27 protein-coding genes are annotated in these 25,958 nt (G+C 37.9%); 4 read left to right on the forward strand and 23 right to left on the reverse strand.

The genetic code is table 11. The features are described 5' to 3' along the window. Positions 1–25: 25 nt before the first annotated feature. From gldD to mutY, 4 genes are all read right to left on the reverse strand, one after another. Positions 26–589 (reverse strand): gliding motility lipoprotein GldD, encoded by a 564-nt coding sequence (gene gldD, locus RM549_RS13080; RefSeq protein ID WP_311685544.1) that lies wholly within the window; start codon positions 587–589, stop codon positions 26–28. Then, positions 586–1,908 (reverse strand): gliding motility-associated protein GldE, encoded by a 1,323-nt coding sequence (locus RM549_RS13085; RefSeq protein ID WP_311685546.1) that lies wholly within the window; start codon positions 1,906–1,908, stop codon positions 586–588. Before RM549_RS13085 ends, gldD begins: the two co-directional genes overlap by 4 nt. Before the next feature lie 22 nt (positions 1,909–1,930). Beyond that, entirely contained in the window at positions 1,931–2,395 is a 465-nt protein-coding gene (locus RM549_RS13090; protein ID WP_311685548.1) for a single-stranded DNA-binding protein, read from the reverse strand. Positions 2,396–2,498: 103 nt separating this feature from the next. Beyond that, positions 2,499–3,545 (reverse strand): A/G-specific adenine glycosylase, encoded by a 1,047-nt coding sequence (gene mutY, locus RM549_RS13095; RefSeq protein WP_311685550.1) that lies wholly within the window; start codon positions 3,543–3,545, stop codon positions 2,499–2,501. A 135-nt stretch (positions 3,546–3,680) separates the two neighbouring features. Between mutY and RM549_RS13100 the strand changes: the two genes are divergently transcribed. The 3 genes from RM549_RS13100 (at position 3,681) to RM549_RS13110 (ending at position 6,445) form a co-directional block, all read left to right on the forward strand. Then, the gene (locus RM549_RS13100; RefSeq protein WP_311483323.1) at positions 3,681–3,974 is read left to right on the forward strand and encodes an HU family DNA-binding protein; all 294 of its coding nucleotides are present in this window, start codon (positions 3,681–3,683) and stop codon (positions 3,972–3,974) included. A 300-nt stretch (positions 3,975–4,274) separates the two neighbouring features. Continuing rightward, complete coding sequence (locus RM549_RS13105; protein ID WP_311685553.1) at positions 4,275–5,816, forward strand: Rne/Rng family ribonuclease; 1,542 nt, start codon at positions 4,275–4,277, stop codon at positions 5,814–5,816. A 203-nt stretch (positions 5,817–6,019) separates the two neighbouring features. Then, positions 6,020–6,445, forward strand: a complete 426-nt coding sequence (locus tag RM549_RS13110; RefSeq protein ID WP_311685676.1) for a regulatory protein RecX — start codon at positions 6,020–6,022, stop codon at positions 6,443–6,445. 11 nt (positions 6,446–6,456) lie between these two features. Here RM549_RS13110 and RM549_RS13115 read toward each other — a convergent pair whose 3' ends face one another. The 8 genes from RM549_RS13115 to RM549_RS13150 all read right to left on the reverse strand — a co-directional run bounded on the left by RM549_RS13115 (position 6,457) and on the right by RM549_RS13150 (position 14,494). Then, the gene (locus RM549_RS13115; protein WP_311685554.1) at positions 6,457–6,870 is read right to left on the reverse strand and encodes an ester cyclase; all 414 of its coding nucleotides are present in this window, start codon (positions 6,868–6,870) and stop codon (positions 6,457–6,459) included. 175 nt (positions 6,871–7,045) lie between these two features. After that, positions 7,046–7,921, reverse strand: a complete 876-nt coding sequence (locus RM549_RS13120) for a cupin-like domain-containing protein (RefSeq protein WP_311685557.1) — start codon at positions 7,919–7,921, stop codon at positions 7,046–7,048. A gap of 303 nt (positions 7,922–8,224) precedes the next feature. Next, positions 8,225–9,316: a biotin synthase BioB gene (gene bioB, locus RM549_RS13125; protein ID WP_311685559.1), complete on the reverse strand. Its 1,092-nt coding sequence runs from the start codon at positions 9,314–9,316 to the stop codon at positions 8,225–8,227. A gap of 160 nt (positions 9,317–9,476) precedes the next feature. After that, a complete protein-coding gene (locus RM549_RS13130) occupies positions 9,477–10,631 on the reverse strand; it encodes a beta-ketoacyl synthase N-terminal-like domain-containing protein (protein ID WP_311685560.1) in 1,155 nt (384 codons plus the stop codon). 76 nt (positions 10,632–10,707) lie between these two features. Beyond that, a complete protein-coding gene (locus RM549_RS13135; RefSeq protein ID WP_311685562.1) occupies positions 10,708–11,295 on the reverse strand; it encodes an SET domain-containing protein in 588 nt (195 codons plus the stop codon). Positions 11,296–11,376: 81 nt separating this feature from the next. Then, positions 11,377–12,678 carry an adenosylmethionine--8-amino-7-oxononanoate transaminase gene (gene bioA, locus RM549_RS13140; RefSeq protein WP_311685563.1) on the reverse strand — a complete coding sequence of 434 codons (1,302 nt, stop codon included), beginning with the start codon at positions 12,676–12,678 and terminating at the stop codon, positions 11,377–11,379. 59 nt (positions 12,679–12,737) lie between these two features. Continuing rightward, positions 12,738–13,352 carry a dethiobiotin synthase gene (bioD, locus tag RM549_RS13145; protein ID WP_311685564.1) on the reverse strand — a complete coding sequence of 205 codons (615 nt, stop codon included), beginning with the start codon at positions 13,350–13,352 and terminating at the stop codon, positions 12,738–12,740. After that, positions 13,349–14,494 (reverse strand): aminotransferase class I/II-fold pyridoxal phosphate-dependent enzyme, encoded by a 1,146-nt coding sequence (locus tag RM549_RS13150; RefSeq protein ID WP_311685565.1) that lies wholly within the window; start codon positions 14,492–14,494, stop codon positions 13,349–13,351. Before RM549_RS13150 ends, bioD begins: the two co-directional genes overlap by 4 nt. Before the next feature lie 35 nt (positions 14,495–14,529). On the opposite strand from RM549_RS13150, the gene RM549_RS13155 reads away from it, so the two are divergent. Beyond that, entirely contained in the window at positions 14,530–14,973 is a 444-nt protein-coding gene (locus RM549_RS13155; RefSeq protein WP_311685567.1) for an MgtC/SapB family protein, read from the forward strand. On the opposite strand, the gene mnhG is transcribed toward RM549_RS13155, so the two are convergent. From mnhG to RM549_RS13210, 11 genes are all read right to left on the reverse strand, one after another. Beyond that, positions 14,968–15,378 (reverse strand): monovalent cation/H(+) antiporter subunit G, encoded by a 411-nt coding sequence (mnhG, locus tag RM549_RS13160; RefSeq protein WP_311685569.1) that lies wholly within the window; start codon positions 15,376–15,378, stop codon positions 14,968–14,970. The two genes, RM549_RS13155 and mnhG, sit on opposite strands and share 6 nt — an antisense overlap. Next, positions 15,375–15,650 carry a cation:proton antiporter gene (locus RM549_RS13165; protein WP_311685571.1) on the reverse strand — a complete coding sequence of 92 codons (276 nt, stop codon included), beginning with the start codon at positions 15,648–15,650 and terminating at the stop codon, positions 15,375–15,377. Before RM549_RS13165 ends, mnhG begins: the two co-directional genes overlap by 4 nt. After that, positions 15,647–16,129 (reverse strand): Na+/H+ antiporter subunit E, encoded by a 483-nt coding sequence (locus RM549_RS13170; protein WP_311685573.1) that lies wholly within the window; start codon positions 16,127–16,129, stop codon positions 15,647–15,649. The genes RM549_RS13165 and RM549_RS13170 overlap by 4 nt, the downstream gene beginning before the upstream one ends. Further along, positions 16,129–17,652, reverse strand: a complete 1,524-nt coding sequence (locus RM549_RS13175) for a proton-conducting transporter transmembrane domain-containing protein (RefSeq protein WP_311685575.1) — start codon at positions 17,650–17,652, stop codon at positions 16,129–16,131. Before RM549_RS13175 ends, RM549_RS13170 begins: the two co-directional genes overlap by 1 nt. Then, a complete protein-coding gene (locus RM549_RS13180) occupies positions 17,649–18,002 on the reverse strand; it encodes a Na+/H+ antiporter subunit C (protein ID WP_311685577.1) in 354 nt (117 codons plus the stop codon). Before RM549_RS13180 ends, RM549_RS13175 begins: the two co-directional genes overlap by 4 nt. Beyond that, positions 18,003–18,416: a Na+/H+ antiporter subunit B gene (locus tag RM549_RS13185; protein ID WP_311685578.1), complete on the reverse strand. Its 414-nt coding sequence runs from the start codon at positions 18,414–18,416 to the stop codon at positions 18,003–18,005. 31 nt (positions 18,417–18,447) lie between these two features. After that, the gene (locus tag RM549_RS13190; RefSeq protein WP_311685580.1) at positions 18,448–20,757 is read right to left on the reverse strand and encodes a putative monovalent cation/H+ antiporter subunit A; all 2,310 of its coding nucleotides are present in this window, start codon (positions 20,755–20,757) and stop codon (positions 18,448–18,450) included. A gap of 690 nt (positions 20,758–21,447) precedes the next feature. Then, positions 21,448–21,732: a F0F1 ATP synthase subunit delta/epsilon gene (locus RM549_RS13195; protein WP_311685582.1), complete on the reverse strand. Its 285-nt coding sequence runs from the start codon at positions 21,730–21,732 to the stop codon at positions 21,448–21,450. A gap of 73 nt (positions 21,733–21,805) precedes the next feature. Further along, positions 21,806–23,317: a F0F1 ATP synthase subunit beta gene (gene atpD / locus RM549_RS13200; protein WP_311685584.1), complete on the reverse strand. Its 1,512-nt coding sequence runs from the start codon at positions 23,315–23,317 to the stop codon at positions 21,806–21,808. A 350-nt stretch (positions 23,318–23,667) separates the two neighbouring features. Next, complete coding sequence (locus tag RM549_RS13205) at positions 23,668–24,681, reverse strand: alginate O-acetyltransferase AlgX-related protein (protein ID WP_311685586.1); 1,014 nt, start codon at positions 24,679–24,681, stop codon at positions 23,668–23,670. Continuing rightward, positions 24,682–25,755, reverse strand: a complete 1,074-nt coding sequence (locus RM549_RS13210) for an MBOAT family O-acyltransferase (protein ID WP_349254674.1) — start codon at positions 25,753–25,755, stop codon at positions 24,682–24,684. Positions 25,756–25,958 lie beyond the last annotated feature (203 nt).

Raw genomic sequence — 25,958 nt, forward strand, 5'->3', positions numbered from 1 at the left:
GGGATTTAAAGAAAAAGACCAGAATTTATTTCCACTCCAGGCTTTCCATAAGATAGCGAATGTCTCTTTTAAGATAATCTGCCGCAGGTGCAATCGAATCATAATTTGGCAGACTATTAAAGTATACCGAACCTGTCAAGAAATGGTTTGTACTATCTGTTACATAAAATTGAGCCTGTGAGGCTGCATTTCCTGATACTTCATAAAACATCCCATAGGCACTACGGATATCATTTGTATAAATATCACCTTCAATGGCATCGGCCTTAATAGTGTGCTGTAATGGTAATTTTTGAGCGTCTCTAAGTAGAGAATCAAGATTATTGTTCACCTCTTGATAAGTAAGATAAATAGACCCATTCATTAACCCATATTCGAGGTTCAACCAACATGGATTATCTACACGGGCAGGAGCCAGCGTGGCAATATCATTTTTTTCAAAGGAAAAGGGGCAATTGATGTCAAGGCGGGAATATTCCGGTTCTGGATATTCCAGTGCCAGAAAACCTTTCGGTTTTGGTTTTGGATCATCGGCACATGCAAAGATGAGCACCGGGAATATTAGGAACAAAATTTTCCTTAATTTCATACCGGTGCTATATTAAGTTTTATTTGCTTAATGCGCCTGTCGTCAATCACTTCTACTTTAAAAGTGTAATTAAGGAAGATAATTTCATCATTTTTTTTGGGGAAACCGCCGGAAATTTCCAGCAAGAAGCCGGCCAGTGTTTCAGCTTCTCCCCTTTGCTCTTCAAAAGCAGTTGGATCTTCAAGTCTTATGATCTTATAAAAATCTTTTAAGGATGTTTTTCCTTCAAAAATAAAATTATTTTCATCCAGTTTAGAATAAATCAAGTCCTCATCATCAAATTCATCACTTATATCTCCAACAATTTCCTCTATAATATCTTCCAGGGAAATTAAACCACTAGTCCCCCCATACTCATCCACCACTATCGCCAGGTGATTCCTTTTACTTTGGAAATCATTCAAAAGATCATCCAGCTTCTTATTTTCCGGCACAAAATAAGGTTCTCTTAATAAACTTGTCCATTCAAACTCCTGCTCGTTTAAGTATGGCAGCAGATCCTTCACGTACAAAATTCCGGAAACATTATCTATGTTCTCCTTATATACCGGAATTCTTGAATAGCCATTTTCAATAATTGCAGGTATTATTTCTTTGTAAGTATCACCTTCATTTAAGGCAAAAATATCCATCCTGGGACGCATAACCTGCTTGGTATCGGTATTTCCGAAAGATACAATCCCTTTCAAAATCTTCTGTTCTTCTCTGGTAGTATCCTCTTCACTGGTTAACTCCAGCGCCTGGGACAGGTGATCTATACTGATAAAAGATCTTTTTCTTCCAAATTTATCCTGAATATACAAAGTTACCGCGCGCATTGGAGTACTAAGCGGAGAAAAAACGGTATCCAAAACATTGATTGGATATGCCATACTATTTGAAAACTTCACATTATTCCTGCTGGCATAGACCTTTGGAAGTATTTCCCCGAATAACAAAATAAGAAAAGTAACAAGGCCCACTTCTACTATTAACCTGAAATCAATTCCCAAAAACTCCATATTTGTCTCTCCAAACATCTCTGTCACAAGGGAATCAAAAAGTAGAACTATGGCAATATTTATAAAATTATTTGCCACCAGAATTGTAGCTAACAACTTCTTGGGCTTATCCAGAAGCTTGATAACGATTTCCTGTGTCTTTGTTCTTTTCCCATCTTCTGTAACAAAGTTAGACGGGGTAAGGGAAAAGAATGCAACTTCTGCCCCAGAAATTAGCGCAGAACATAGCAATAGCAGTAATAAGATTAAAATACTTATTACATCGGTTATGTCGAAAGCGGCCCAAAGCAATAGCAAACTGGGAGGTTCCGGATCCAAAGGCAAATGTTTTAGTTAAACTCTAGAATGGCAAATCGTCTTCCTCTTCGTTTTGACCAATCGGTTGATTTGCAAAGTTATCATTTTTTGACTGGCTTTTTGTTTCTGAAATAGGTGAATTTTGCGAATGACTTTCTGAACTACTTTCACCTTTAGGAGTAAGAAAAGTAAAATCAGTACACTGGACTTCAGTAGAATATCTTTCATTTCCCTGCTCATCCTGCCACTTACGGGTTTTTATGCGACCTTCTACATAAACTTTATCTCCTTTCTTAAGGTATTTCTCACAAATTTCTGCAGCCTTATTCCGTACCACAACATTGTGCCATTCCGTATTACTTACCTTTTCCCCGGTGGTCCTGTTGGTGTAACTTTCGTTTGTTGCCAGGGGAAAACGGCCAATAACGCCACCACCTTCAAAATAATGCATTTTTACATCATCTCCTGTATGCCCAATGAGCATTACTTTGTTAAGTGTTCCTGTCATTACTTTCTATTTTTAAAAATGTAAGTTTTCAATTATAATGTAAAATACTGAAAAATTCAGCGGCTTAATAATGTAAAAGTTATAAAATTTAAAGAAATTTTCTTCAGTAGTCAGCAGGCTCATATTCATTAAGGAAATTCTGAATCAAAACCGGAACCGGATATTTGGCAATTTTCGATATAGGAATAGCATTTTCAAATACTTTCTGCGGCTCAATTATCCAAAAACGTGCATAAATATGCTGATGGGATAATTTATGCACTACAGGCTTTTCATTATATAATCTAACAACAGCATTTGCACCCACTTTTTGCTGCAATTCTTCTTCAGAAAGAAATTCTGCTGCAGTCAGCTGCTTTTCTGTTTCAATTAACGGAAACTCATACAAGCCGTTCCAAATCCCCTTCCCCTTTCTTTGGTGCAGAAGCGTTGTATTCTCTTCGGAATTGAAAACCAGGTAATTAAAATACCGATGCCTGATTTTGCCCTTTTTCAGCTTTACAGGTAATTCTGAAATCCTGTTATCCCTTAATGCAAGACAACTATTATTAAAAGGACAAGTAACGCATAAAGGATTCTTAGGTTTGCATTGCAGCGCCCCAAACTCCATTAAAGCCTGGTTAAAAGCTGAAGGATTATCTCTGTCCAGCAATTCAGTAGCCAGAGCCTTAAATTCTTTAATGCCTTCGGAAGAATTTATCGGCGTAGCACTGCCAAAATATCTAGCCAGGACCCGGTAAACGTTTCCATCTACCACTGCCACCGGCTCATCATAACAAATAGAAGCAATTGCACTGGCGGTATAATCGCCAATTCCCTTTAACTTAAGAAGACCTTTATAGCTGTCGGGAAATTTCCCTCCCAATTCATTTGAAACGTATTTTGCTGTGTCGTGTAAATTCCTGGCTCTCGAATAATACCCAAGACCCTGCCACAACTTCAAAACTTCCTGTTGGGAAGCTGCAGCAAGATCAAAAACGGTAGGAAAAGCTACAATAAACCGAAAATAGTACGGCATTCCTTGCTCCACCCGTGTCTGTTGCAGCATAATCTCACTCAGCCAAATCTTAAATGGGTCATTCGTTTTACGCCATGGCAACTCTCGCTTATTTTGTAAATACCAGTTAATCAATATCTTGGAAAATTCCATACATCAAATCATCTGCCTGCAATATAAAATCTTTATTCCGTTATTATTTAATGTATTAGGCTTGAAATATTGAAGATATAATTCTTATATTTGCCCCCTTGAAAATTCAAACCCCAATTATAAAATAGCACGAAAATGACGAAAGCAGATATCGTAGCAAACATTTCAGAAAAATTAGGAATGGAAAAAGGAGATGTTCAGGCTACTATTGAATCCTTTATGGAAGAAGTTAAAACTTCCCTGGAAAGTGGAGATAATGTATATTTGAGAGGTTTTGGAAGCTTTGTTGTTAAGACAAGAGCAGAGAAAACCGGAAGAAATATTTCTAAGAACACTACTATTAAAATACCAGCTCATAACATTCCTGCTTTTAAACCTGCAAAGATTTTTGTAGAAGGTGTTAAAAGTAATGTAGAGGTGAAAGAATAACTGTTTCTAATTGGAAACAGAAACCAACAAAGAATTATTAATTAAAAAGTAAACACTATGCCAAGTGGTAAAAAAAGAAAAAGACATAAGGTAGCCACGCACAAGCGTAAAAAAAGAAGAAGAGCTAACCGTCACAAGAAAAAGTAGTTCTAAAACTACTTTTTTTATTTTAAAACGTTCATTGAAATCGAAACTTAGGCCCTTGTGGTTTTAGTTTCTTCAGGATTGAAAACCCTGTGAGAAAATAATGTTTAATCCATCTGTGTCTGCTTTGGCAGGTATAGATTAAAATCTAAAAGAGTGGACAAAGAATTAATTATCCGGTCCGAATCCTCTGCTGTAGATTTTGCCTTAACAAAAGATGGAAAACTTATTGAACTCAACAAAGAAGAAGATGACAACAAATTTAATGTTGGTGATATACTTATCGCCAAAATTAGAAAAGCTGTCCCCGGTCTAAATGCCGCATTTGTAAATGTTGGTTATGAAAAAGATGGTTTTTTACACTATCACGATCTGGGTCCTCAAGTATCTTCTTTGCTTAAGTTCATAAAACGTGTAAGCACAGGTAAACTGAAGGATTATTCTTTACAGAATTTTTCTTTTGAAAAAGACATAGACAAAGACGGTAGTATTACCGATGTCTTAAAATCAAATCAGTCGCTACTGGTTCAGGTAGTAAAAGAACCAATCTCCACTAAAGGTCCCAGGTTAAGCTCAGAGCTTTCCCTCCCGGGACGTTATATAGTGCTGGTCCCTTTTTCCAACCGGGTTTCGGTTTCACAAAAAATCGAAAGCAAGGAAGAAAAAGAACGATTAAAAAGATTGGTTAAGAGCATTAAACCTAAAGGGTTTGGTGTTATTGTAAGAACCGTAGCCGAAGGCAAAAAAGTAGCAGAACTGGACAGAGATCTCCAAAATTTAATGGGGCGCTGGACAGCAATGTGTAAAAAATTGTATAAACCGAATCATCCGTCAAAAGTATTAGGAGAATTAAACAGGGCTTCTTCCCTGTTAAGAGATATCTTTAACGATAGCTTTACTTCTATTATAGTAGATGAAGAAGCGCTTTATACGCAAATTAAAGATTATGTGGGCGAGATCGTCCCAGAAAAAGAATCAATTGTAAAATTGTACCAATCCAATGTACCAATCTTTGAAAAATACGGTATCGAAAGACAAATAAAAACTTCTTTTGGGCGCACCGTCTCCATGAGTAAAGGCGCCTATCTGGTTATAGAACATACCGAAGCCATGCACGTTATAGACGTGAATAGTGGAAACCGGTCCAACAAATCACGAAACCAGGAAGATACCGCACTCGAGGTGAATATGATAAGTGCTACCGAAATAGCCCGCCAGTTACGACTTCGTGACATGGGAGGAATTATTGTAGTAGACTTTATCGATATGAATAAAGCTGAAAATCGCAAGAAGCTCTTCGACCATCTGCGTAACGAAATGAGTGATGACAGAGCAAAACATAAAATTTTGCCACCGAGTAAATTTGGATTGATTCAAATTACAAGACAACGCGTAAGGCCCGAAATGAATATTAAAACACGTGAGGTAAATCCTAACGGTGGAACTGGTGAAATTGAGGCACCAATCATTTTAATAAACAAGATAAAGGCCGATTTTGAAAAGTTACTTAAGAAGGATCACAAAAAGATTACTTTAAGTGCGCATCCATTTATTGCAGCCTTTTTAACCAAAGGCTTTCCATCTCCCCGATCGCAATGGTTTATGGACCATAAACGTTGGGTGAAAATTTTACCTAGAGACGCTTACACGTATTTAGAATACCACTTTCACGATAAAGACGGGAAAGTAATCATATAATTTCAGAAACGCCTTTCGTTAGTTCGGGAGGCGTTTTTTGTTTCTCTATTTCTTCTCTTCTCAAATTTTTTCTGAATTCTTTCCTGCAGTCGATTTCTGTGTGGTGAAAATATTTTATTCTTTCTACTTTTGAACTTTCAAATATTTCAACTTTGAATAAAACACATAAATCCTACACGGTTAAAGAAGCTACTGTTAAACTGATGCAGTTTTGTGCCTATCGCGACCGGTCACATAAGGAAGTAGAAGAAAAACTGAAGGAAATGAATATGATTCCTGCAGCCCAGGAACAAATCATCATTAAGTTAATGCAGGATAATTTTTTAAATGAAGAACGCTTTGCCAGAAGTTTTGTACGCGGAAAATTCAGAATAAAAAAATGGGGAAGGGTAAAGATAAACCAGGAACTCAAACTGAAGGATATTTCTAATCCCATAATAAAACTCGCCCTTACTGAAATTGAGGAAAAAGACTACCTCTCTACGCTACATGAAGTAGCCGAAAAGAAATCGAAGCTCATAAAGGAACCCAATACCTTTAAAAAAAAGAAAAAACTCGCCGATCACTTACTCCGCAGAGGCTATGAGGCGAGTCTTGTTTATGAAATTACTGATGATTACATCAATTAATTTCTATATGTTTAAACTGGCTCTACGCCTATTTGTTTAAGAATTCCCAGTTCATCGCTACTTCCCCATCGCTCTACCATTTTTCCATTTTCGAACCTGCTAATTTGCATTCCTCGTGCTTTAATGGATTTTCCGGTACCGGCAACTCCCATAAAATCACCTTTATGCGTTCCTGTTAAGGTATACGCAAAAGAGACGTTATCCTCATCGGCCACTAACTGCTCTACTTCTGTTTTCATATCGGGAAAAGCATTTCTCATCATCGTAAAAAAGTCGATATATCCTTGTGGACCGGGTCCCTGATTTGGCGCAGGATCATGATCCTTAACATCATCTGCTACAAGGTTCCTTAGATTTTCCAAGTCCCCGGAATTTACAGCCTCACCAAATTTCTTTTGAATTTCCTTATTTTTCTCTTTACTCATATCTTGGATTTTTTATTATTCATGAAGTTCACCAAAATCCGGAGTAAATAAAAATATCTACTGATAGTTTTAGGCATTGCTTAAGCAAGGTTTAACGTATGCAAGCAAACCTTGATCCCTGGTCTTACAATTCGAAAACTTTAAAAAATGCCTTTTGTGCAGAAAAATCCTACCGCTAAATTTTGTTCTTCTGGTGAGTCTTTTTAATGGCCTGCTCATTCTTATAATCGATCCACTTCTGTCCTTTCCATTTGCGCATGTAGTTATCAAAATGGCGCATAAAAAAAACATTATAGACAGCCTTGGAGAAGTTAGTTACACTCCTTGGTGTGGCTCGCAGGCTCATAGAAAAGCCGGCAGTTAAGTAGGTCATTTGGTGCCAGTAACCTTCCGGCATATATAATGCTTCCCCGTGATTTAATTCGGTTATATAACCTTTTGCTTTTTTCAGCGCCGGAAATTTTTCAAAATCTGGGTTTACAAAATCTATATCCTGCCGGGAAATAAGTGCATGTGGCACTTTATAAAGGTATTGGCTTTCTGAAGGAGGAAATAGGATACATTGTTTCTTTCCGTGGAAATGAAAATGAAGAATATTTGCAAAATCGATATCATAGTGCATAAAAACCTTCGAATTCTCTCCTCCGAAAAACAATGTTGGAAGCTGTTTTAAAAACCGTACTCCCAAATCTGGAAACCAGAAATCCTTCTGAAGTGACGGCACTTCCTTGAGCATGTGGTAAAGAAAAATACGATAATTTGTGGGCCCTGATTTCAACAACTTAATGTACTCGGACATTTTCATTTTCGTATGCGGCTCATTAAACTTGTATTCCGAAGATATTGGCCTGTCGTCGTAAAGCGGCACAATTTTATCTCCCGCAACTTCATCTATATATTCAAGATTCCATTTTTCATAGGCCGGCCAGTCTTCTATAAGCTGCTCAATCACTACCGGCTTTTGAGGGCGCACGTATTTTTTAAGAAAATCAGCTTTAGAAATTCGCTTTTCCCTTGGAATTTCCGCAAGTTGTAGGCCATCGCTCATCATCAGTTAATTTCTATACTTATGCGTATTGGTTATAGTTCTGCTGTTCCGGTTTCACTCTTCTAAATGCTCTCTTCCGAAGTAAAAGGAAAGTTTTAATGCACCCCTTCGAAAGTGCGTGCAAATTTAATGATAAACTTCTATTTTTATATAAAAGGAGGTTAATTCTTAGAAAAAGAAGCGTAAATTCAGTTAGATCTGAAGAAAAAAAAGAGGAAAATTATATAAAAATTCCCTCTTTTATCTTACTGATTTTCTCGGTTATGGAATTGCTAAAAATTAGTGCATGCTCCAAAATGGCAATTATCATGCTTTAGTCTTACGTTTCTCCTGGGCCTGAAGGTTTCTTTCAATTTTATGACCGGGTCTTGACCATTTTGGCTTTTCCCCAAGGTTTTTATACTGCGAATGTTCAGCATCTACGCTTTTTGGCTGCTCTTTTTTCTCAAAAGCCTTCTGCGGATTTAATCCTAATGCCTTGAACATCTCCATATCTTCACTTACATCTGGATTTGGTGTGGTAAGAAGCTTATCACCGGCAAAAATCGAGTTTGCCCCTGCAAAAAAGCACATTGCCTGCCCTTCCCTGCTCATTTGGGTTCTTCCGGCAGATAATCTAACTTGTGTTTCCGGCATTACAATTCTTGCAGTCGCCACCATTCGCACCATTTCCCATATCGAAACAGGCTCCTGCTCTTCCATTGGAGTTCCTTCTACAGGAACAAGCGCATTGATTGGTACCGATTCCGGTTGCGGATTCAAAGTAGAAAGCGCTACCAGCATTCCTGCACGGTCTTCTGCACTTTCCCCCATTCCAATAATTCCGCCGCTACAAACGGTTACATTCGTTTTTCTAACATTATCGATGGTTTTTAACCTGTCATCAAAACCCCTGGTGGAAATCACCTCTTTATAATAATCTTCTGAAGTATCCAAATTATGGTTATAAGCGTAAAGTCCTGCCTCTGCAAGACGCTGCGCCTGGTTCTCTGTAAGCATTCCCAACGTACAGCAAACCTCCATTTCCAGTTTGTTGATGGTGCGCACCATTTCCAGCACATCGTCAAACTCTTCCCCGTCTTTCACATTTCTCCATGCCGCACCCATACAAACACGGGAACTCCCGGCTGCTTTAGCCCTTAGTGCCTGCGCCTTTACCTGGTTTACACTCATAAGGTCGTTTCCTTCCAGATCTGTATGATATCTTGCTGCCTGGGGACAGTATCCGCAATCTTCGGGGCAGCCTCCGGTTTTTATAGACAATAATGTTGAAACCTGAACTGTATTAGGATCGTGATGTTGCCTGTGGATAGTAGCCGCTTCATAAAGTAGCTCCATCAAAGGTTTATTATATATCTTAAGGATTTCCTCCCTGGTCCAGTCGTGTTTTGTAGCCATGAAAATTTAATTTGTATTCAAAAATAACTAAAACTGAAGTTTATTAGCCTTCCTCTGCTAAAGAATTTGAGATTTACTCACTAAGTGAGATTTAGCACATCCAGGCTTCAGGTGAAAATGCTTTAGACCTTCAAATATTTTCTCTCCGGTTTGCCCCAGTTTACCTACTTACCAATATTGAAACCGCGTTGCCCCCAAAACCCACAGCATTTACAAGTATATTTTCCAGTTTCTGCGGAACTTTATCAAATTCTGAAAAAGGAACCGGAAGAAATTGCTGGTGCTGAAGCATCAAAATGGCCATTTCAAGACTCAGGTTTCCAGATGCCGCGAAAGTATGCCCTATCTTCCATTTGTTACAGGTAATCGCCGGCAGTTCCTTTCCAAAAACTTCCTTAATTGCATTTATTTCGGCTAAATCTCCTTTTATAGTTCCCGGTGTATGGGTCACCACAACATCAATATCTGAAGGATCTTTTCCTGCCATGGCCATTTTCATGGAATCCTGCATACATTCTCCGTTTGCCGAAATTGAAACGCTGTGTTTCAGTTTCTCGGTCGCATAGCCCATTCCGGTGATTTGTGCAATTGCATTTGCAGCATTGCCCGCTTCCATGCAAATCATTGCTGCACCTTCACCAAGCACCATAGAATTCCGGGATTTATCCATATTAAGTGCCTGGCACGGATAATCCAAATCTTCTGAAGCATAAATCTTCATTGCCTTCATCTGCGCCATTGTAAAGGGCGTTAAAGCTGCTTCACTGCCTCCCACCAGGAATTTATCAGATAGTTCTGCCTGTATCCATGCAATGCCATTCAGTACAGCATGCAGTCCGGTAGAACAAGTGACGCTGTGGGAAAACTCCGGGCCTGTGGTTTCGAGATCCTGTCCAACCCAGGAAGATATATTTCCCAGTGTCGTGGTTGGAGAAGCGAGTGTTTCTCCTTTTCCGTTTTCCAGAAACGATGTATGATATTTCTCAAAAAGCTCGGTAGCGCCCCGTGAACTTCCAATATTAATCCCAATGTTCTTATCATTCTCCCATCCGGCTTTTTTCATTGCTTCCCTTGCGGAAAGGATTGCAAACAACACTGACTTATCTATATGCCGATAATTGACATTTTCAGCACGTAACTTTTCTACCTCTTCGGCGAGTTTCTTCGGAAGAAAACCCGCATAAGCCTCATTCTCTCCGAAATTACCTTTTGAAAGGTGATGCTTCAGATTTAAATAGTTCTCCCAATTTTCTTCTGAAGTTTTCCCCAGTGGAGAAACTGAAGCCATTGAAGTAATTGAAATCGATTTTTTCAAATCCTGAATTTTAGACAAAAATAAGCCCTAAGGCTTCTTCTGCTAAATTTTGGGCCAAAAAGTTTAACTGAATTAATTACTTTCCAGAATAATAGCAATTAAGTATAGACTTCATTTCCCTATCGCCATCTAAAACCTGCTTTATTTCCTGCTGAACTTCCACAGAAATTAAAATTTTAAGAGGTTGAGGAATTTTATTTAGCTGTAGAAAAGCTTCCTGCAAATGCCGGTCCCAGTCCTCATGAAAATTAAGAAGATCGTCCGGGTACACAGTTGTACGGGAAGTTCCTTCATCCTTAGCCTTGAATTCTTCCGTTACATTCAAATATCCATAATCATCAGTAAGCTCTTCATCTTTTTGGATATCACGAATGGCAATTTCAAAATCGTAAGCCGTAGAAAGACAGTTTGACCGAAAGCTATGGTTCACATATTTGGAAATGTCCCAGCATAAAATAAAATTGCCCTTACTATTTCTAAAAGTATATTTATCAAGCATTTCCCGGGCAAAAGAGCTCATAGTCTCCACCTCTTCGAGCGTGTAAATATGATCTAAATCGTCCTGCACCCAGGTTATTGTTCCTTTAGGAATCAACTTTTTAGCTACTACACCGTAACCTATTTCATCACTAATAAATCGGACTTCCGTATCGGGATGCATCATAACTTTCAGAATTCGTTCTTATAAATTAAGCAAATAAAAGAATACGAAAGTCAGGATTTTTTAGCCGTAAAAGTTAAATTTTCAGTTTCCGAATTTCTCCAGAACTTCTTCTACGGAACTATAAATTTTGTTTAATTCCTCATTAGAAATGATGTAAGGTGCAAGAATATAAACCGTGTTCCCAAGCGGTCGCAGGAAGATTCCGCCGTCCATAAAATGTTTAAATAATTGATTCCGAAGATTTCCATAGCGCTCCATCTTTACATTCAGCTCAAATGCGTAAATCACTCCGAGTTGCCTCGCATTGGTGACTTTTGGATGATCCTTTATCCTTGCATTAAAATCCTGATGCGACTTTATTACTCTGGAAATATCTTCCTGAATATCTTTAGAAGTAAGCAATTCTATTCCCGCCAAAGCCGCGGTACAAGCGAGCGGATTAGCCGAATACGTATGGCCGTGAAAAAGCCCCTTCGCAATATCATCTGAATAAAATGCATCATAAACTGCCTGGGTGCAGGAAGTAAGCCCCATTGGCAAAAGTCCCGCGGTAAGTGCTTTGGACATACATACGATATCCGGTTGCGCCTCCAGATAATCTGAAGCAAAATACTTTCCTGTCTTTCCAAAACCCGTCATCACCTCGTCTGCAATACAAATAATTTCATGCTGTTTACATATTTGAAGGATTTGTTCCAAACCTTCTGCATCATACATTTTCATAGCCGCAGCGCCCTGCACCAAAGGCTCATAAATAAACCCGGCAAGATTATTTTCTGAAATCAACTTTTTTAGTTTATCGATAACTGCAGAATTATTGGTGCCGTCTGGCGTGGGAATGCGCACCACTTCTATAAAATGATCTTCAAAAGCACCGTTGTAAACCGAAAGGCCTGAAACTGACATTGCGCCAAAAGTATCACCATGAAAACCATCTTCAAAAGCCAGCATCACCTTGCGGTCGTTGCCCTGGTTGTGATGGTACTGCAACGCCATTTTTATCCCAATTTCTGTTGCTGTAGAACCGTTGTCGTTAAAAAATAATTTCTGCTGATTGGCAGGTAAAATCTTCATTAAAGCTTCAGAAAGTTCTACCGCGGGCCGGTGTGTGAATCCGCTAAAAACCACCTGATCCAGCTTTTGCATCTGCTCTGCCACCCGTGAAGTTATAAATTCGTTACAATGGCCGTACATGCAGGTGTACCAGGAGGCAATGCCATCGATATATTCCTTACCCGCTTCATCATACAGTTTTGCACCTTTTGCTTTTTCTATCGCCAGCATTTCCGGGGAAATTTTGTGCTGCGTTAAAGGGTGCCAAAGGTGTTTTTTATCTCTTTCTGAGAGGTTTTGTTCCTCTATGTTTTGTTTAAGGTCGGCCATATTATTTCTTATTCAGACCTGACAGGTTTTAAAAACCTGTCAGGTCTTTCGCTAAAACTTTATAATTTACATTTAAAAATTTCCGCATACTCCTTTACCACATTCCGGTCAAAGTAAGGTTCGTGCTCAATTCTTCCAATTATCGGCACCTTTCCCATCTTCTTTATAATTTCTTCGGAAGTTGGATTTTCATCCCCGCTAAAAATTATTCCGAAGCATTCGAGTCCGCGACTTTTAAGAAGCTCCAGGCTTAAAAGCGTGTGATTAATACTTCCAAGATAATGCCGGGAAATCAGGATGATCCGGTAATCGGGTTTAATAAGATCTGCTATTGTATCGTGGTCGTTGATCGGCACCAGAAGTCCGCCGGCTCCTTCAATTACCAGATGATTATCTGTCCGCGGCTCCTTAATTTCTTCTGAAGTGATTTTAACCTTATCTATTGCCGCCGCAGCATGCGGACTCATTGGCTTCTTTAGTGCAAAGGAATTTGGATGAAATTCCGTTCTGGAATTACTAATAAGTTTTTCGATTTTATGGGTGTCGGAGTTTTCTAAATCTCCCGCCTGGATCGGTTTCCAGTAATCGGCTTGCAAAGCTTCGGTAATAATTGCTGAAGCAATGGTTTTTCCTACTTCGGTTCCAATCCCGGTGACAAAATATTTATGTTTCATATTATTTCTGAAAGTGATTTTATAACTTTTTGAATCTCTTCTTCGGAATTAAAAGAATGCAGGCAAAACCGCAATCTTTCCTTTCCTTTGGGCACTGTTGGTGACAGAATTGGTTTTACTGAAAATCCGTGCTTTTGAAGCTTTTCAGCAGCTGATTTAACTTCTGTATTACCCGGAATAACACACGACTGAATTGCAGAATCGCTGGCAATAAAATAAGTTTCCAAATCCTGAATTTTAAGCTGACCTTTAAAGTATTCAATATTACCTTTTAACCGCTGAAGATCCTGCAGGCCGATATTTGCCAAATTTTGATAGGCGCTTAAAATAGTGGCTAAAGCATGCGGTGGCAAGGCAGTGGTGAAAATAAAACTCCGGCAAAAGTTAATTAGATAATCCTTTAGCGTATTACTACCTAATATTGCTGCACCGTGACAGCCCATTCCCTTACCAAAAGTGACAATTCTGGCAAAAACGCCGTTTTCCAGCTCCAATTCCTGAACCAAACCTTCTCCTTTTTGTCCAAAAACGCCTGTAGCATGAGCTTCATCTACAATCAGAAAGAAATTATTTTCCGAAGCATAATTCGAAAGCGATTTTAAGTCTGGAGAGTCGCCATCCATAGAAAAAACAGATTCCGTAGCAATAAAAATATCAAAATTTGCCATTTCAAGCCTGCTGATTTTCCTCTTAAGGTCTTCAAGATCGTTATGCCGAAAACTGTAAGATTTGGTATTACTCATTTTTATTCCATCCCGAATGGAAGCGTGCACAAGTTCATCATAAAATATAAAATCCCCCCGCTGAGACACCACCGAAAAAAGCCCAATATTGGCATCATATCCAGAATTGAAGATAAGTGCAGCTTCAGATTTGTAAAAATCCTTCAGAAAATCTTCAGTAACAGTATATAAATTGTGATTTCCCGAGAGCAATCTTGAACCTGTAGCACCGTTTTTAAAAAGATTGTAACTCTTCAGGATTTCTTCCGTAGCATTAAATATTTCTTTAGAAGAAGAAAATTCGAGGTAATCATTTGAAGAAAAATCCACGAGATCATTAGCTTCGCCTAAAGTGCGAAAAGCCGCGTCTTTCTTTCTATTTTCAAGCCTTTTCTCTAAATTTAAAGGATGTCTGGACATGAAACAAAATTACAACTTTAGAAAAGTCTGATGATATGGATTGGCAAGAATTTGCTCTACGAATAGGATTAGCTGCGGTCGCCGGTTTAGTTATTGGATTGGAGCGTGAAGTAAAAGGTAAAAGTGCAGGTTTAAGAACAAATTGCCTTGTGGCAGTAGGATCCTGCGTATTTATTTTACTTTCACTAAGATTTCTTGGTAATGATGAAGTTGACATAACCCGTGTGCTTGGGCAGGTAGTAGTAGGTATTGGCTTTATTGGGGCAGGCACCATTATACAGCGCGGTAAAGATGTAAAAGGTCTTACCACTGCAGCCACTACCTGGTGTAGTGCTGCGGTTGGTTGTGTGGCTGGCTTTGGACTTTTTGAAGAGCTTATTGCTTTAAGCGTTCTGGTGCTGGGGATTAATCTGGGTTTCAGCTTTATTGAAAGAAAATTAATGTCTGATGAGGAGAAAGAAAAAGAATCAGAATTATAATAATTCATCATCCTTGTCGCGATAATTCTCATTATCATCTGGTGTGTCATCAGATTCGCTTTTTAAAACGTGGGAGTGTTTCTGATATTTTCCTTCCAGATCGTCCACTATTGAATTTTTCCACATCTTAACCCCCATAAAATAAGAGGCTCTCCCAATGAGATGCGCACTTACCGGCGCGGTTAAAAATACAAACAGAATAATCACAAGGCTTCTTGAAGTTGTAGACAGATCATTAAAGAAGATTGCTGTTCCCACCAGGATTAGTCCCACACCAAGGGTTGCTGCTTTGGTATTTACAGAAATTCGCATATAGGTATCTGGCATTCTAACCAACCCAATAGCCGATAAGAGTACGAAAAGGGTACCTAAGGTTACTAAAATTACAATTAATATTGAACTCATTTTTTTCTGTTTCGTTTTTCCAGGTAATAAGAAAAAGCCACTGTACTTAAAAATGCAATTAAGGCAAGGATCATGGCGATATCCAAAAAGGTTGACCTGCCGTGAACAATGCTGTACACACCTATAATACCTATTCCTGTGGTTATTAGAACATCCAGGGCGATAATCTTATCTGCAATAGTAGGCCCTTTTAAAAACCTATAACAAATAAGCAATACCGAAAATGCCAGTATTGGTAGGATGATATAATATAAATATTCTGTTAGCGTCATTGCAAAATTTCGAGTATACGTTTTTCAAAACCGTTTTTTATCCCGCTTATAAATTCTTCTCTATCGGTTATATACATAGAGTGTACATACAAAACCTTTTTATCATTGGAAACATCTAAACTCAGTGTACCTGGTGTAAGTGATATCATATTAGCCAGGAATGTTATCCCCAGGTCGGTTTGTATGGTAAGCGGCACTTTTACAATTCCCGGCGTCATTCTAAAACCAGGTGTAACTACTTCGTATGCGACCTGCAGGTTTGCTTTAAAAAGTTCATAGAAAAAGAAGAAGATAAAACTGATGATCTTAGGAAGTAATGTAAAATATTTAGAATCGCCTTTTCCGTTGGCACTGGTAATCACCCAAAGGATAAAGAAACTCAGCACAAAGCCAAACAGGTAATTGGCAAATGCAAAATTCCCTGTTAAGGCCACCCACACAAAGGTTAGCAATATGTTTGATACAAACCTTCCTTTCATTAGTTTAGTGTTTCCTGTTTATTTAAAACAGCATCAATATACTGTTGATTATCTACTAATTCCTCAGCTATTCTTGAAGAAAGCAACTGAATATGCTCTGCTCCAAAGCCAATGTATAGTGAAACCAAGCTAAGGAATGCAATTGGAACTATAAATTGAATTTTCCTTAATTTACTTATTTCATTAAAATATTCAAAGCTGGCAATTCTTGGCCGGTCCTCTGGTGTTTTCCAGAAAACCTCTGCCCATAGTTTCGCTATGACTACAAGTGTAATAAAACTCGCAAAAATTATAGCGCCAATAGTCCAGTAGCTTTCGTTTGTAAAACCTGCATTAATCAGGGAAATTTTAGGCCAGAATCCCGACAGCGGTGGTATTCCCACCAGGGAAAACAGCGGAATGAAGATAAGCAGGCTCAGTTTGGGATATTCTCCGTAAAAGCCGCCCAGTGCCCGCATACTATTTGATCCTTTAATTTTATAGATTAACCCACTTACCATAAACAGGTTTGTCTTTACCACAATATCGTGAATCAAATAGAATATCGTTCCTGCTATAGCTACTTCAGTAAACATTCCCAGACCCGCAATCATGTATCCAATATGGCAAATTATAAGATACGAAAATACTTTCCGAACGTTATTCTGAACCAACGCTCCAATACCCCCACTAAACAGGGTAAGTATAGCTATAACCACTAAAATTTGATCCAAAAATGCATCTCCAACAAAAATCAAAGTAAAAATCCTGATTAAAGCATAGACCCCTACTTTAGTAAGCAAACCACCAAAAATTGCTGAAACTGCAGAAGGAGGAGTATGATAAGATGCCGGCAACCAGAAATACAGCGGAAAAACGGCTGCTTTTATTCCAAAGCCTATCAGGAACAAAATAGCAGTAACCTCGACCAAACCACGATTTTCTATTGCAGCAACTTTACCTGCGAGATCGGCCATGTTGAGGCTTCCGGTTAATCCATATAGAACTGCTATGGCAGTAAGAAAGATCATCGAGGCCAGAATATTCATCGTGAAATATTTTACAGCACCTTCCAATTGTGCTTTTTCCCCTCCAATAGTTATAAGAACAAACGAACTAATAATTATTATCTCAAACCATACATACAAGTTGAAAATATCTCCGGTTAAAAACGCCCCATTTAATCCAAGTAACAAAAAGTGAAATATCGGAAAATACCCAAACCGCAACCTGTCCGGGATAATGGAACCCGAAGAAAATACAGATACTGCCAATCCTGAAATACCGGTTAACAGCACCAGAGTAGCCGAAAGCATATCTGCAACAAATGTAATCCCGAATGGAGCTTCCCAATTCCCTGCCTGCACAGTGTAAGTTCCATGTTCCCATACAGCAGCAAACAACCAGATAGAGATTCCCAGATTTATTGTACTTCCTAGAATACTAATGATGCGCTGAGAATTAATCCTGTTCCAAAAGAACATCAACAAAATCGCAAGCAGAATCTGTAGAAATAAAGGATATATAATTAATTGTTGTGTCATGAATCTTCGTCGGTTGCGTTCATTTCATCTAAATCGTCGGTTTTAACTACCTTGTGCGCCCTTCTCACCAAAATTATAGCAAAAGATTGAAGACCAAAACTTATAACAATAGCAGTTAATATTAACGCCTGGGGAACGGGATCTGCATATGCTTCCACAAATACATCGGACTCTCCAGGAATTATCGGCGGAGCCCCCTTGGTAATCCTTCCTAATAGGAAAATTAAAAGGTTAGCTCCATTTCCAAAAAGTATAATCCCAATAATAAGCTTTACCAGGCTACGCCGCAGGATCATATAAATTCCTGAAGCATAAAGCACACCTATTATTATTGCTATAAGTATTTCCATTTATGCAGATTCTGATATTGTAAAAATTATAGTAAGAGTAACTCCAATTACTACCAGATACACTCCTATATCAAAAAATAAAGCAGAACCAATAGAACCCAACACCGGAACATCGCCATGCATCCAAAGACCTGTCATAAAAGGCATGTCTGCAAAGAGAACCGGAGTCATTCCGCTTAAAAAAGATAATGCGAGACCAATGGGCATCAGGAAACCGGGGTGTATTCTTAGAAGGTTTTTTGTATTATTTAAACCATTGGCAAAGGAATGAAGGACAAAAGCAATTGCCGCTATTAAACCACCCACAAAACCTCCTCCGGGAAGGTAATGACCTCGTAATAATATAAATACAGAAAACAGCAATAGTAGCGGTAAAAGATAATTTGATGCTGTTTTTAATATTAAAGTTTTCATTCTTTTTAATTTGAAATAGCTATTTTAAGGTTTATTTTACGCGATCTGAACTTTTTAATCGCAACTTCAACAGACCAAAAACTCCAATTGCAGCAATAGCAAGCACAGAAATTTCTACAAAAGTATCAGACCCCCTAAAATCTACCAGAATTACATTTACCACGTTCTTTCCATGAGCAAGAACATAAGCATTTTTCGCGTAAAAATCTCCAACTTCAGTATGTACCGGCTCAGATAAAACTTCCAATGCTAAAATTGCCACTACAGTGCCAAAAGCAATAGAAAGTATCCCATCTTTAATCCTCACCTTATAATCTGCCAACTCCAGATATCTCGGTAATTTATATAGTACCAATACAAACAGAATAACCGTTAAAGTATCAATAGAAAATTGCGTCATCGCAAGATCTGGTGCGCTGTAAAAAACAAACAAAAGACAAATTGCCAATCCTACCACTCCCATCGCGGCTACAGCTGCAAGCCTGGATTTCGTGAAAACGGTATAAAAAACTCCGAATATAAGAATCAGCGTTACCGCGGCTTCATAGAAAGTGACTTTTGAAAGGGACGCGTAGTCAATATTAAGTTTGGTATTTCCTATCATAGTGTATCCTACCAGTACCACAAGAAAGAAAACAATGGTAGAGACATAATTACGGAGGTAACCATTCTGAAAAGTGTTGGTCCAGAATCTGGAAAAAATGACAAAAACTCCGTTGATCCTTTCCAAGATACTTTTTGGTGAAACAGATTCAAATTTACCAATAAAAGATTCCAGTTTAGCTGAAGGTTTTAAAACAAAATATAGAATAGCCCCAACAACAATGGTAACCAAACTTAGAATAAAGGCTGTATTAAAGCCATGCCACAGTGCCAGATGGACATCCTGTGCATTGGCCCCCAAAGCAGTCACTGCCGGTTTTATGATCGAATCCTGAATAAGCGCGGGGAAAATCCCAAAAGTCATCCCCAATAGGGCTAAAAATACCGGAGGCACCCACATTAAGGGCCCTGGCATATGCAGGTTGGAAAACTTTTCCGGTAATTTCCCGGTAAAGGGTTTGAGTCCGGCAACAAAACCAGCATAGAATAGTAGAATCTTAGTTAATACAATAGAACCGATTAAGATATAGTTAAAAGTCTCAGAATGAAGAGTACCTTCATACGTAAGTTCTTTTCCTAAAAAACCGATACTCGGAGGAATCCCGGCACTGGATACAGCTGCTAGAAATCCGGCGATAGCTACCGGCATTAGCACCTTTCGAAGTCCAGACAAGGCAGTTATGTCCCTTGTGCCTGTTTCATGATCAATAATACCCGTGATAAGGAATAACGTCGCTTTGTATAATGCGTGTACGATGATAAAAACGGCCGCAGCCAAAAGTGTGTCACGGGTACCCATCCCGACCAGAAAGACAAGGATTCCTAACGCCGAAATTGTGGAGTAGGCAAGTATTCCCTTCAAATCCGTTCTGAAAAGTGTATGTATTGCTGAATAAACCATAGTTACCGCACCAACAATTATAAGGGTGGTGTTCCAGATATCCTGATCCCCCAAAACCGGTGTAAATCTCATTAAAAGATAAATTCCAGCTTTCACCATAGTTGCCGAGTGGAGATACGTAGAAACCGGTGTAGGGGCCTTCATCGCTCCCGGAAGCCAAAAATGAAAAGGAAATTGCGCAGACTTTGTAAAAGCGGCAACAAAAATAAAAACAACTGCAAGAACATAATATTCATGTCCCGCAATAGCCTCCTTCATGGAAAGCATTTCGGAAATTGAATAAGTACCGGAAATATTTCCCAGTACTAAACCTGCAAGCAGCAGGAACAAACCACCAATTCCGGTAATTCCCAATGCTGTTAAAGCCGATTTTCTAGATGCGGGATTGGTATTATTAAAACCGATCAGGAAAAAGGAACTTATACTCGTGAGTTCCCAGAAAGTAAATAAAGAAATAACATTATCTGAAAGTACCAGCCCGAGCATCGCTCCCATAAAAGCACTCAGATAGCCGTAAAATCTATCCAGGTATTCATGATTCTTGAGATAAGCTGAAGTATAGGCGAATACAAGGAAGCCAATACCTGTAATCATTAATGAGAATAGCAATGAAAGACCGTCCAGGGTAAAACTTAGGTTTACACCAAACGACGGCACCCACTCATAGGATCTTCTGATAACTTCTCCGTTGGAAATGGCTGGAATAAATCTGCAGAAATAGATAAATAATCCTAGCGGAACCAGGGAAGCAAGTACAGAAAATTTTCCCTTGAATAATTTTCCTGCAAAAATTAGAAAAAAAGCAAATATAAACCCTAAGAGTATTGCTGCTAGCATATTTTCAAAAAAAGTTCAGTGTTCAGACAAATATAGTAGTATTATTTAAGTTTTTCGATTTTATGGAAATACTTAAACCTGTAAAAAATCGGATTAGATGGATAGGAAAATTCTTCTTTTATTTTGTATAATTATCATCAGGTTCCTTAAAATTCATCAAATTATGTAAGATAGTAGACGCTTTTTAAGATCATCAAGCTAAATAAAGAACAAAACAATATTTTCTACGTCGAATTCACCATGAAAAATACTTAGTTTTAACATTCGATAATGCAGATTTCTGAAAGGTGCAGGAGCAGTGAACCCTGAGGAATAGAATGCATGATTATTTAATTGAACACAAGTAATTGGCATTTTGAAGGTATAACTATAACTAACTAAAAATCGGAAGCCTATTTCTGCTACTGAAGTATTCTGAATAATAGAGAACCTTCAAAATGGCAATTATCGGTATAAAATAATATTTCGGAGCCGAAAACTGAGCACAACGGCTACAATCACAGTGAAAATGATTAAAAAAATATTCAGAAGTAGATGAATAACAACAAAATGAGAGATTTTGAGCCCGACTTTTAAAGTGGATGGCGAAATTTGGCATTTTCAGCACCAGGTTCTCACATACGTTTAAAAAATAAAAAGCCTGTTGTGGATTCACAACAGGCTTCTTTTATTCTAATGATTTTTTAAAACTTAATCAGCTAAAATAATCACCTTATTATCTTTTGACTCTAAAACCCCTCCATCAATATCATAAAATAGCTCTTTAGAGTCTGATGATGATTTTCTGACACTCTTGTGAAGCTTTTCCGTTGAAGAACCAGTGAGATTTATTTTCACTTCTCCTTTAGTAAGGGTTGAGACGATAGGTGCGTGATTGTTAAGCATCTGAAATTCGCCATCGTGCCCGGGTACTTTTACCGCATCCACTTCAGCACTAAAAACCACTGCCTCAGGAGTAACTATTTCTAAATACATATTTTTTTTTTAGTAGTAAGAATTGAGTATAGAGTAGTTAGATTCACACTAACTACTCTATACTCATTACTATTTATGCTTCAGCAAGCATTTTTTCTCCTGCTTCAATAGCTTCTTCAATAGTACCTTTAAGGTTAAAAGCGGCTTCCGGAAGGTGATCTAACTCGCCATCCATGATCATATTAAAACCTTTAATAGTTTCTTTAATATCAACCAACACACCTTTTAAACCAGTAAACTGTTCGGCTACATGAAAAGGCTGTGAAAGGAAACGCTGTACTCGTCTTGCACGGGATACTGCCTGCTTATCTTCTTCAGAAAGTTCTTCCATCCCAAGAATAGCAATAATATCCTGTAATTCTTTGTATCGCTGTAATAGCTCTTTTACCCGTTGCGCACAGTTATAATGATCGTCACCAAGAATATCTGGTGTAAGAATCCTCGAAGTAGAATCCAATGGATCTACAGCAGGATAGATACCCAGCTCGGCAATTTTACGGGAAAGTACCGTTGTTGCATCCAGGTGGGCAAACGTTGTTGCCGGCGCCGGATCTGTCAAGTCATCTGCAGGTACGTAAACCGCCTGTACAGATGTAATGGATCCATTTTTAGTTGAAGTAATACGCTCCTGCATCGCACCCATCTCTGTTGCCAGAGTTGGCTGATAACCTACCGCAGAAGGCATACGTCCAAGAAGTGCTGACACCTCTGATCCTGCCTGTGTAAAACGGAAAATGTTATCTACGAAGAAAAGAACGTCTTTCCCCTGCCCTTCCCCGGCTCCATCACGGAAATATTCTGCAATGGTAAGTCCAGATAAAGCAACACGCGCACGTGCTCCAGGTGGCTCGTTCATTTGTCCAAAAACGAAAGTTGCTTTAGAATCCTTCATCGCGGTTTTATCAACCTTTTGTAGGTCCCATCCACCTTCTTCCATAGATTGCATAAAATCTTCTCCGTATTTAATAATACCAGATTCAAGCATTTCTCTCAAAAGGTCGTTTCCTTCTCTCGTTCTCTCACCAACTCCCGCAAATACAGAAAGTCCACCATGACCCTTCGCTATGTTATTAATAAGTTCCTGAATAAGTACGGTTTTACCTACCCCGGCACCTCCAAAAAGACCAATTTTACCCCCTTTTGAATAAGGCTCAATCAGATCGATCACTTTTATACCTGTAAATAGAACTTCTGTAGAAACAGATAAATCTTCAAATTTTGGTGCTTCACGGTGAATTGGCAGTCCGTCTTTTCCTGCTTTTGGCAGATTCCCCAGACCATCTATGGCGTCACCAATAACGTTGAACAAACGGCCGTACACATCTGTACCAACCGGCATTTGAATTGCTGATCCTGTGGCAACTACTTCCACACCTCTACTCAATCCATCTGTAGAATCCATGGAAACAGTTCTTACAGTATCTTCACCAATGTGAGATTGAACTTCCAGTACCAGAATGGAACCGTCTTTTCTTGTAATTTCCAAAGAGTCGTAAATCCTTGGCAGTTCAGCATTTTCTGAGTCGAAAGAAACATCAACTACAGGACCAATAATTTGAGCAACTTTACCTGTGACTTTAGACATTATCTAATTCTTTATTGTTTTAATATTTAAATATGAAAAAACCTACAGGCCTGATTAATAATTCCCTAAACCTGAAAGAGGTAAATTTCAGGGTGCAAAGATAGTTTTTTCTTTATAAATTCATATACCGCAATAAAGAAGTTTTTTTATAATATATGACGTGATAAAGCGTAGAAATGCAAAAAGACTTTTTATTCTAAGAATCATCTTCTGTACCTTTTTCCAGAAGCAATAATATTTTGAGAATAGTTGTAAAAGCTCATACCAGAAAATTACATAAAACATTTCTCTATACTATATTGCACAAGGAGAAGTTATATTTTTAATAAAGAATTACTCTATAAGCGAACTTAAAGCTCGGAGTAAAACCGTATAATACCCTCTGAGATCAAAGAACTACCGAGATTACTAAGATGAGTGTCTCCTTTAAGGTATGTGTTATATTTAGAGGAGGTTAATATCTCTTCGGCATTTAAATAGTTCACTTCTTTATGGCTTAATATAGAGAATAGCCTTGACAAATTATCTGGCTTCTTTTCCATTGACAGCAAATCATGGAAAACAGTTTCTTTATTCGGAATAGCTAAAAACAGAAATTCCATGTCCATTTTCCTGCAAATCATTTGCATTCTTTCAATATCTTCTGCCAGTTTAGCTAATTCTTTATCTGAATATCTTTTAGCAGCCTTACCCTCAAAAAAAGAAATCCCCTCCCCACCATTGGATTTCGGGTATTGTTTATCTATACGCTGTAGCTGGTACTTCAAATTAGCAACTGATGGAAGATCTAACCCTTCATTTAGAAATTTTTGGACAGAATGCAAAACTATATTTTTTCTAATCTCCCTTTCGTTTTCAAATTGAATATAAAAGTCTACATCAGGTACAGAAATAGCGTGCATATTTCTTTCTATAATTTCATACACTAATAGTTTTGGCTTAGGGTATCTATCGGATACATATTTGAGGTTATTTGCAAAACTCAAACTACCTTTTATCCTAATAGCATTAGCTTTATAATCTGATTTGGAATTTATATGAGCCTGAATTGTCTCGTCTTGCTTAAGCATAACCAAACTGGAAAAAGAGTCCCCACAGATTAATATGTCGAGGTTATTAAAATTACTGCTATTCCTATTACCAAAAGGATCTGTAATAAGATTGGTTTTACGCTCTTTCTTCGATAAATCTTCCTGTAATACATATGAAGACACATTTTCATTAGGATAGAAAAAAGTATCATAGAACAAGTTTGTACCTGGTCTTCTGAAATCCCTATAAACACCCGACATAAAATATTCGAACGATAGAACTAAAAAAACAAAACCTAAAAAAATAAAAATATGTTTTATAAATTGTTTCATCTAGAACTGAAAGTAAATGAAAGGGGCTTCGTAAGTGTTAAAAGAGCTCATTACCCAAAAACCGAAAAACAGGTATATAACCCATCTAAAAATACGGTTTATCTCATCCAATACAGACAAATCGCCATTTTCATCCTTTCTCAGCAGCCAATCTAAAATTACTATTATTACCACATATTCGATTCCTGAACGATAACTATATGGGATATGAAAATCAAAAACCATTCTTTCAATATAACGGAAAGCATCAGAAATAGTTTCACTTCTAAAGAAAATCCAACCAAGACAAATTATAAAAAATGTTGTTATTATTTGAAGTACTTCCTTTATAGTAGGTAGATATCTTTCCCAGGCTACTATTTTGGAAAATCTGGAATTTTTCTTTGTTAAAAAAAAAGGCAGATAAAATACAGCATGTGTTACCCCCCACATCAAAAAAGTCCAATTTGCACCATGCCACAGTCCACTTACTGCAAAAACAATAAAAACATTCCTTACACTATTTATTTTTGAGATTTTGGATCCACCGAGAGGAATATAAAGATAATCCCTGAACCAAGTTGTAAGAGATATATGCCAACGTCTCCAGAACTCACTGATATTCCTTGAAAAGTATGGAAATCTAAAATTCACCATAAGATTGATCCCGAATAATTTCGCAGTACCTATTGCGATATCTGAATATCCGCTAAAATCGCAATAGATTTGAAAAGCAAAATAAATTACGCCCAGGAAAAGGATACCCCCGTGTAGATTGGAATAATTTGAGAATATTCTATCCACATGAGGAGCTAAAGAATCAGCGATGACGATCTTTTTAAAAAACCCCCACAAAATTAATCGCAGACCAGATACTCCCTGGGAATATTTAAAATTTTTCCTTTTTTTAATTTGAGAAAGAAGACTTTTTGCTCTTTCTATTGGACCTGCAACTAATTGAGGAAAGAAAGAAACAAAGACACTAAAAGCTATAAAATCTTTTTCTGCAGGAATTTTCCTTTTATATACATCTATAGTATAAGATAAAGTTTGGAAGGTATAAAAAGAAATACCTACTGGAAGAACAATATTCATAGTCCAGTAAGAAACAGCCTGATATCCTAAAGAATTGAGTAAACTGATCCAGGATTCAATAAAAAACCCAAAATATTTAAAAAAAATTAAGATTCCTAGATTGGTAGAGATACTTAACCACAGAAATATTAATTTAAGTTTCTTTGTATTTCCTTTCTCAATGTAGATGCCGCAAAAATAGTCCACAACCGTAGAAAGAAGAA

This window comes from Autumnicola patrickiae, from assembly GCF_031846525.1.
Lineage (GTDB): Bacteria > Bacteroidota > Bacteroidia > Flavobacteriales > Flavobacteriaceae > Autumnicola > Autumnicola patrickiae.

Excerpts from the sequence above, each read along its gene's own strand:
- RM549_RS13150 (WP_311685565.1), bottom strand. The coding sequence starts at position 14,494 with ATGTCCAGACATCCTTTAAATTTAGAGAAAAGGCTTGAAAATAGAAAG.
- RM549_RS13090 (WP_311685548.1), bottom strand. The coding sequence starts at position 2,395 with ATGACAGGAACACTTAACAAAGTAATGCTCATTGGGCATACAGGAGAT.
- RM549_RS13155 (WP_311685567.1), top strand. The coding sequence starts at position 14,530 with ATGGATTGGCAAGAATTTGCTCTACGAATAGGATTAGCTGCGGTCGCC.
- RM549_RS13115 (WP_311685554.1), bottom strand. The coding sequence starts at position 6,870 with ATGAGTAAAGAGAAAAATAAGGAAATTCAAAAGAAATTTGGTGAGGCT.
- bioD (WP_311685564.1), bottom strand. The coding sequence starts at position 13,352 with ATGAAACATAAATATTTTGTCACCGGGATTGGAACCGAAGTAGGAAAA.
- RM549_RS13195 (WP_311685582.1), bottom strand. The coding sequence starts at position 21,732 with ATGTATTTAGAAATAGTTACTCCTGAGGCAGTGGTTTTTAGTGCTGAA.
- atpD (WP_311685584.1), bottom strand. The coding sequence starts at position 23,317 with ATGTCTAAAGTCACAGGTAAAGTTGCTCAAATTATTGGTCCTGTAGTT.
- bioB (WP_311685559.1), bottom strand. The coding sequence starts at position 9,316 with ATGGCTACAAAACACGACTGGACCAGGGAGGAAATCCTTAAGATATAT.
- RM549_RS13185 (WP_311685578.1), bottom strand. The coding sequence starts at position 18,416 with ATGAAAACTTTAATATTAAAAACAGCATCAAATTATCTTTTACCGCTA.
- RM549_RS13110 (WP_311685676.1), top strand. The coding sequence starts at position 6,020 with ATGCAGTTTTGTGCCTATCGCGACCGGTCACATAAGGAAGTAGAAGAA.
- bioA (WP_311685563.1), bottom strand. The coding sequence starts at position 12,678 with ATGGCCGACCTTAAACAAAACATAGAGGAACAAAACCTCTCAGAAAGA.
- RM549_RS13135 (WP_311685562.1), bottom strand. The coding sequence starts at position 11,295 with ATGATGCATCCCGATACGGAAGTCCGATTTATTAGTGATGAAATAGGT.
- RM549_RS13210 (WP_349254674.1), bottom strand. The coding sequence starts at position 25,755 with ATGAATATTGTTCTTCCAGTAGGTATTTCTTTTTATACCTTCCAAACT.
- RM549_RS13205 (WP_311685586.1), bottom strand. The coding sequence starts at position 24,681 with ATGAAACAATTTATAAAACATATTTTTATTTTTTTAGGTTTTGTTTTT.
- mutY (WP_311685550.1), bottom strand. The coding sequence starts at position 3,545 with ATGGAATTTTCCAAGATATTGATTAACTGGTATTTACAAAATAAGCGA.
- RM549_RS13180 (WP_311685577.1), bottom strand. The coding sequence starts at position 18,002 with ATGGAAATACTTATAGCAATAATAATAGGTGTGCTTTATGCTTCAGGA.
- RM549_RS13175 (WP_311685575.1), bottom strand. The coding sequence starts at position 17,652 with ATGACACAACAATTAATTATATATCCTTTATTTCTACAGATTCTGCTT.
- mnhG (WP_311685569.1), bottom strand. The coding sequence starts at position 15,378 with ATGAGTTCAATATTAATTGTAATTTTAGTAACCTTAGGTACCCTTTTC.
- RM549_RS13190 (WP_311685580.1), bottom strand. The coding sequence starts at position 20,757 with ATGCTAGCAGCAATACTCTTAGGGTTTATATTTGCTTTTTTTCTAATT.
- gldD (WP_311685544.1), bottom strand. The coding sequence starts at position 589 with ATGAAATTAAGGAAAATTTTGTTCCTAATATTCCCGGTGCTCATCTTT.
- RM549_RS13120 (WP_311685557.1), bottom strand. The coding sequence starts at position 7,921 with ATGATGAGCGATGGCCTACAACTTGCGGAAATTCCAAGGGAAAAGCGA.
- RM549_RS13165 (WP_311685571.1), bottom strand. The coding sequence starts at position 15,650 with ATGACGCTAACAGAATATTTATATTATATCATCCTACCAATACTGGCA.
- RM549_RS13100 (WP_311483323.1), top strand. The coding sequence starts at position 3,681 with ATGACGAAAGCAGATATCGTAGCAAACATTTCAGAAAAATTAGGAATG.
- RM549_RS13170 (WP_311685573.1), bottom strand. The coding sequence starts at position 16,129 with ATGAAAGGAAGGTTTGTATCAAACATATTGCTAACCTTTGTGTGGGTG.